The organism is Aeromonas sp. Y289-2, assembly GCF_027705925.1.
Lineage (GTDB): Bacteria > Pseudomonadota > Gammaproteobacteria > Enterobacterales > Aeromonadaceae > Aeromonas > Aeromonas veronii.
In genome coordinates, this window is record NZ_JAPDCH010000018.1 from 61,784 (window position 1) to 68,462 (window position 6,679).

General features: G+C 58.4%; 5 protein-coding genes. 4 read left to right on the forward strand and 1 reads right to left on the reverse strand.

Translation table 11 applies throughout. The features are described 5' to 3' along the window. Positions 1-166: 166 nt before the first annotated feature. Positions 167-2,104, reverse strand: coding sequence for an acetoacetate--CoA ligase (locus OKC43_RS19650; protein WP_236272654.1), 1,938 nt, complete (start codon positions 2,102-2,104; stop codon positions 167-169). Between the two features lie 191 nt (positions 2,105-2,295). On the opposite strand from OKC43_RS19650, the gene pepQ reads away from it, so the two are divergent. Genes pepQ through hemG form a run of 4 tightly spaced genes read left to right on the forward strand, consistent with a single transcriptional unit; the run spans position 2,296 to position 6,261 of the window. After that, positions 2,296-3,618 (forward strand): Xaa-Pro dipeptidase, encoded by a 1,323-nt coding sequence (gene pepQ, locus OKC43_RS19655; protein ID WP_236272653.1) that lies wholly within the window; start codon positions 2,296-2,298, stop codon positions 3,616-3,618. Further along, a complete protein-coding gene (locus OKC43_RS19660; RefSeq protein WP_111901188.1) occupies positions 3,618-4,235 on the forward strand; it encodes a YigZ family protein in 618 nt (205 codons plus the stop codon). The genes pepQ and OKC43_RS19660 overlap by 1 nt, the downstream gene beginning before the upstream one ends. Before the next feature lie 36 nt (positions 4,236-4,271). After that, positions 4,272-5,729: a TrkH family potassium uptake protein gene (locus tag OKC43_RS19665; RefSeq protein WP_005339482.1), complete on the forward strand. Its 1,458-nt coding sequence runs from the start codon at positions 4,272-4,274 to the stop codon at positions 5,727-5,729. Positions 5,730-5,736: 7 nt separating this feature from the next. Continuing rightward, on the forward strand, positions 5,737-6,261 hold the full coding sequence (hemG, locus tag OKC43_RS19670) for a menaquinone-dependent protoporphyrinogen IX dehydrogenase (RefSeq protein WP_005339483.1): 525 nt from the start codon (positions 5,737-5,739) through the stop codon (positions 6,259-6,261). Positions 6,262-6,679 lie beyond the last annotated feature (418 nt).

The window sequence follows — 6,679 nt, forward strand, 5'->3', positions numbered from 1 at the left end:
CTCCTTAATCCCCAGCAGGGGGCGAGGCTCACTATTGATCCAAAAGGAGACATTTTCAACACCTATTTAAAACATTTGTTTAACAGATCTCGAGTAAAAGCTCTTCATCACAAAACGGGCAAAAGAGAGGCGCCTTGCGGCGCCTCGGATGAATATGAGTTTGTTATCAACTGGCCAGTTCCGGCCGGTTGCGATACTGGTTCAGCACCTCGGGATCGGCGAGGGCATGGGTGTTGTTGACCGGCCGGTTGTGTACCACTTCCCGCACTGCAAGTTCGACGATCTTGCCTGACTTGGTGCGGGGGATGGCATCCACCTGCAGGATGCGGGCGGGCACGTGGCGGGCGGTGCAGTGCTGCTTTATTTGCTGGCGGATCCGCTCGCGCAGCGGCTCATCCAGCTTGCAACCCACCTTGAGCTTGACGAACAGCACCACCCGCTCGTCTTGCTGCCACTGCTGGCCGATGACGATGCTCTCCTCCACCTCGTCCAGCTGTTCGACATAGCGGTAGATCTCGCTGGTGCCGATGCGCACGCCGCCCGGGTTGAGGGTGGCGTCGGAGCGGCCGTAGAACAGAATGCCACCGGTCGGGGTCAGCTCGATCCAGTCGCCGTGGCACCAGATGTTGTCGAACCGTTCGAAGTAGGCGGCATGGTACTTGTCGCCATTCTCGTCGCCCCAGAAGTAGATGGGCTGGGCCGGGAACGGCTTGGTACAGACCAGCTCGCCCTTCTCCCCCTGCACCGGCTGGCCCGCTTCGTTGAATACCTGCACCGCGAGGCCAAGGCCGCGCCCCTGACTCTCGCCGCGATAGACAGGGCTGAGCGGGTTGCCGATGACGAAGCAGGAACAGATGTCGGTGCCGCCGGAGATGGAGCTGAGCTGCACATCCTGCTTGATCTGCTGGTAGACGTAGTCGAACCCCTCCGGCGACAGCACTGAGCCGGTGCTGCAGATCAGCCGCAAGTGCGGCAAATCGTGACTGTTGATGGGGGCATAACCCTGCTTGTGCAGCGCATCGAGATACTTGGCCGAAGTGCCGAACAAGCTGACCTGCTCGTCGCGGGCGAGATCCCACAGCACGTTGCCATCCGGGTAAAACGGCGAGCCATCGTAGAGCACCAGAGTTGCGCCGGAGGCGAGCGCGCTCACCAGCCAGTTCCACATCATCCAGCCGCAGGTGGTGAAGTAGAAGATGCGCTCCCCCGGCTTGATGTCGCAGTGCAGCTGGTGCTCTTTCAGATGTTGCAGCAGGGTGCCGCCGATGCCGTGCACGATGCACTTGGGTTTGCCGGTGGTGCCGGATGAATAGAGGATATAGAGCGGGTCGTTGAAAGCCATGGACTCGAACTGGAGGCTGGCGTCCGGCTGGCTTGCCAGCACTTGCCCCCAGTCGTGACCAAGCTGCAGCGGGTTGCCGATCAGGGGGATCATCACCGTCTGCTCTATGCTGCCTAACTGGCTCACCACGCTGGCGACTTTCTGTTGAATGTCGATAGCCTTGCCGTTGTAGCGATAGCCATCCACCGCAAACAGCACTCGTGGTCGGGTCTGGCCGAAGCGCTCTACCACGCTGGCTTCACCGAAGTCGGGGCTGGTGGAGGTCCAGATCGCCCCGAGGCTGGTGGTTGCCAGCATGGCAACCACTGTTTCCGGAATATTGGGCAGGTAGGCGGCGACCACATCGCCACGACCAATCCCCTGATGACGCAGCCACTGAGCCAGCCGGGCAACCTGATCACTCAGTTCACCCCAGCTCAGGGTGCGGCTTGGGCTCCCTTCGATGCGGGAGATGATGGCCGGGCTCTCGTCCTGGCGGCGCAGCAGGTTTTCGGCGAAGTTGAGGCGGCTGTCGGGGAACCAGCGGGTACGCTGCATATCCTGACGGTTCTCCGCCACTATGTTGCCGAGTTCGCCCTTGACGCCGCAGTGCTGCCACACCAGCGGCCAGAAACGGGTGGTCTTCTCCACCGACCATTGATAAAGCTGCGGGTAGTTCTGCAACTGCAAGCCGTGGAAACGGTTCACCTCCGCCATAAAACGGTAGAGGTTGGATTGCTGCATCCCGAGCGGATCCGGTTGCCACAGGCAGAGGTTGTCCATGAGTAATCCCTGACTTCATGTATCTACCGGCAGTGTATTGAATTGTTTTTGATTTGTTAATTATTGGTTTTGTGTTGATAACAAACACGTTTGTAACGTATGCGTTACCTCACGAAGCGGCAGCTTGACGGGTCGAGCCGCCAAGCGCTTGATGTTATGCTGCAATCACATTCACCTCGGAGCAGGACGCCATGAGCAGCTACAGCCAACTTTTTGCCCAGCACCTCGATACCTTGCAGCAGCGCACCCGCGACATTCTGCAACAACAGGGGCTCAGCGGACTGGCCATCCACTCCGGCCAGACTCACCGCATCTTCCTCGATGATCAGGATTACCCGTTCAAGGTAAACCCGCATTTCAAGGCCTGGTTGCCGGTGCTGGACAATCCCCACTGCTGGCTGCTGGTGGACGGGGTGAACAAACCAATCCTGCTGTTCTACCGTCCGGTGGATTTCTGGCACAAGGTGGCGGATCTGCCCAACGCCTTCTGGGTCGAGTTCTTCGATATCCGTTTCCTGACCCGGCCGGAACAGGTGGCCGATCATCTGCCAGCCAACAAGCAGGAGTGGGCCTATCTGGGCGGCCATCTGGAAGTGGCCTCACTGCTGGGGCTGACCCAGCCCAATCCGGAGGCAGTGCTCAACTACCTGCACTATCACCGCGCCTACAAGACCCCCTACGAGCTGGAGTGCCTGCGTGAGGCGAACCGGATCGGCGTGCGCGGCCATATCGCCGCCAAGGACTCCTTTATGGCGGGGGCGAGCGAGTTCGAGATCAATCTGGCCTACATGAAGGCGGTCGGGCAGGGGGCCAATGAGGCGCCCTACGGCAATATCGTCGCCATCAACCGCAATGCGGCCATCCTTCACTACACCCACTTGTCTGCCGTGCGGGTGCCCGATGCGGAGCGCCACTCCTTCCTGATCGATGCGGGCGTCGATTTCCACGGTTATGCCTCCGACATCACCCGTACCTGGGCGTGGCGCCGCGGCGAGTTTGCCGATCTGATTGCTGCCCTCGACGAGCAGCAGCAGGAGATCATCAAGGAGATCAAACCGGGTCGCCGCTACAGCGAGCTGCATCTGCAGATGCACCACAAGCTGGCGCGCCTGCTGCAAGCGACCGAGCTGGTGGATATGTCGGTAGACGAGATGATCAACACCGGGGTGACCAATGTCTTCTTCCCCCACGGCCTCGGCCACTTCCTCGGTTTGCAGGTGCACGATGCGGGTGGTTTCATGCAGGATGAGCGCGGCACCCATCTGGCGGCGCCCGAGCTGTTTCCCTATCTGCGCTGCACACGGGTGATGGAGGTGGATCAGGTGTTCACCATCGAGCCGGGCCTCTACTTCATCGACAGTTTGCTGGAGCCGCTGCGTCAGGGCGAACAGGGCAAGAGGGTCAACTGGAACAAGGTGGAGGCGCTGCGGCCGTTTGGCGGCATCCGCATCGAAGACAACATAGTGCTGCACGCCAACGGGGTGGAGAACATGACCAGACAAGCAGGACTCTGATGGCGGCTGCGTACTCCATTCCGGCTGCCCCGCTGGAGTTGACCGAAGAGATAAAGAAGAGCCGCTTCATTACCCTGATCGCCCACACCCCGACCGTCGAGGCGGCCAAGGGGTGGGTCAACGAGATCAAACGCCAACATCCGGCCGCGCGCCATCACTGCTGGGCGTTTGTGGCTGGTGCGCCGCAAGATAGTCAGGTTTATGGCTTCAGCGATGACGGCGAACCTTCCGGTACTGCGGGCAAGCCGATCCTGGCCCAGTTGATGGGCTCGGGGCTCGGTGAAATCTGCGCCGTGGTAGTGCGTTACTACGGCGGCATCCAGCTTGGCACCGGTGGACTGGTCAAAGCCTATGGGGGCGGTGTCGGTGCTGTCCTCAAGCAGCTGCCCACCCTGCTCAAGGTGCCGCGCACTCCCTCTCTCATTCACTGCGATTACGGTGACATGGGGACGGTCGAGTCGCTGATCAGCAGCCATAATGGCGAATTGCTGGCGGCCGATTACGGTCAGCAGGTCACCTTGCAGGTGGCGTGGGAGTCCTCGGTTTGGGCTCAGGTGGACCGTGAATTGACCGACCGGACTCATGGGCGGGTATCCCTCAGTCCCTTAGATGGCTAGAATCCATCGCTCTTTAATTGGGGAAAGGGAGCTGTAATGCACATTCTGAGCATTATTCGCATTGTTGGCCTGCTGGTTGCGCTGTTCAGCTCGACCATGCTGTTGCCTGCACTGGTGGCCTTTGGCTATCGGGATGGTGGTGGTGCCGAGTTCGTCAGCTCTTTTCTGATCGCCCTGCTGCTCGGCGTGGTGCTCTGGTTTCCCAATCGCTACCACAAGAAGGAGATGCGCTCGAAAGAGGGCTTTCTGATTGTGGTGCTGTTCTGGACCGTGCTGGGCAGTGTGGGGGCTGTGCCTTTCATCATGAGCGACGTGCCGGACATGTCGGTCTCGGAGGCCTTCTTCGAATCGTTCTCCGGCCTGACCACCACTGGCGCAACGGTACTGACCGGGCTTGATAATCTGCCCAAGGCGTTCCTGTTCTATCGCCAGTTGCTGCAGTGGCTGGGGGGGATGGGGATCATTGTACTGGCGGTGGCCATTCTGCCACTGCTGGGGATCGGGGGTATGCAGCTCTATCGCGCCGAGATCCCGGGGCCGGTGAAGGATACCAAGGTGACGCCGCGCATCGCCGAAACGGCCAAGGCGCTCTGGTTCATCTATCTGCTGCTGACCGCGCTCTGTGCGCTGGCATACTGGCTCGCCGGGATGACGCTGTTCGATGCGGTCTGCCATTCGTTCTCGACTCTGTCGGTCGGTGGCTTCTCCACTCACGATGCCAGCATCGGTTTCTTCAACAGTCCGGTCATCAACCTGATTACCGTGGTGTTCCTGCTGCTGGCCAGCGTGAACTTTGCGCTCCACTTTACCGTCTTCTCTCACCGTCCGGTGCGGCTCGGTCGCTACCTTTACGATTCTGAACTCAAGGTGTTTCTGGCCATCCAGGCGACCCTGGTGATGATCTGCTTTGTCGCCTTGCTGACCCACGGACACTACGCCACCTGGCAAGAGGCGCTCAACCATGGCCTTTTCCAGGCGGTCTCTCTGGGTACCACCACCGGCTATAGCACCACGACCTATGCAGATTGGCCCTCGTTCCTGCCCATGCTGCTGATGTTCTCCGCCTTTATTGGCTGTTGTGCAGGCAGTACCGGAGGCGGTATCAAGGTGATGCGTTTCATGATCCTGTTCATGCAGGGGATGCGCGAATTGAAGCGGTTGGTTCACCCCAGAGCCATCTATACCTTGAAGCTGGGGAATCGGGCGGTGCCCGAGCGTATCGTTGAGGCGGTGTGGGGCTACTTCGCCACCTATATTATTCTCTTCTTTATGTTCATGCTGCTGTTGCTGATGACGGGGCTGAACGAAGTGACCGCATTCACCGCTGTGGCTGCGGCTTTCACCAACGTAGGCCCGGGGCTGGGAGAGGTATCAGCCAACTTCGGCAATATCTCGCCAGCGGCCCAGTGGGTACTGGTGTTGGCTATGTTGTTTGGCCGATTGGAAATTTTCACGCTTCTGGTACTGTTTACTCCTGCATTCTGGCGTAGTTGAGGTTGTTATGGACAAGATTCTGGTGCTTTATTCCTCTCGGGATGGCCAAACCCGCAAAATAGTCGATGTCATGCTGGAGCAGATGCCGGGATGCGAAGTGGTGATGCACGACCTGCACACCTTGCCGATGTGCAACCTCAGCAAGTATGCCAAGGTCTTGATCGGCGCCTCCATTCGTTATGGCAACTTCCACCCCAGCCTGTTCAGCTTTATTCACGCTCATCAGGAGCAGCTGGAGGTGGCCAATGCGGCCTTCTTTTGTGTCAACCTGACGGCCCGTAAGCCAGAGAAGCAGACGCCGCAAACCAATGCTTATATGAAGAAGTTCCTGCGCCTCTCTCCCTGGAAGCCGAAAACCCTGGGGGTGTTTGCCGGCGCGCTGCAGTACTCCCGCTATAACTGGTGGCAGACGCGCATCATCCAGCTGATCATGAAGATTACCGGTGGCAGTACCGACACCAGTAAGGACATTGAATTTACCGATTGGGAAAAGGTGCGCAGCTTTGCCCGCGAATTCTGGTCAAAAAGGTAGCAGCGTGATGTGAATTCAGGGTTTCTTGCCCGAAACAGCCCCGCCGATGCGGGGCTTTTGTTTAATAAAACAACGGTTGAACCGGAAAACTGTAAAAAGTGCCATTTTTTGCAGTTTTCCTCTTGTCATCCCGGCGCGGTTCCCTATAATGCGCCCCTACCAGCACGGCGGAACACGCCGAACTGATGAGCCAGCTTCCTTGTGAAGTGGGCGCCGAAAGAAAAGCGAAAACAATCGCTTGACTTTCGAAGTGAGAAGCGTAATATGCGCCTCGCTCAACGCGACAAGCGTGACGCTCTTTAACAATTTGAATCAAGCAATCTGTGTGGGCACTCACAGCGTCGAACATCAAAAACAATTTTTGATTTTCAATGTCTGGTGAAGTGACCAAGACGATTTCTTAGCAATAAGAAGTCGA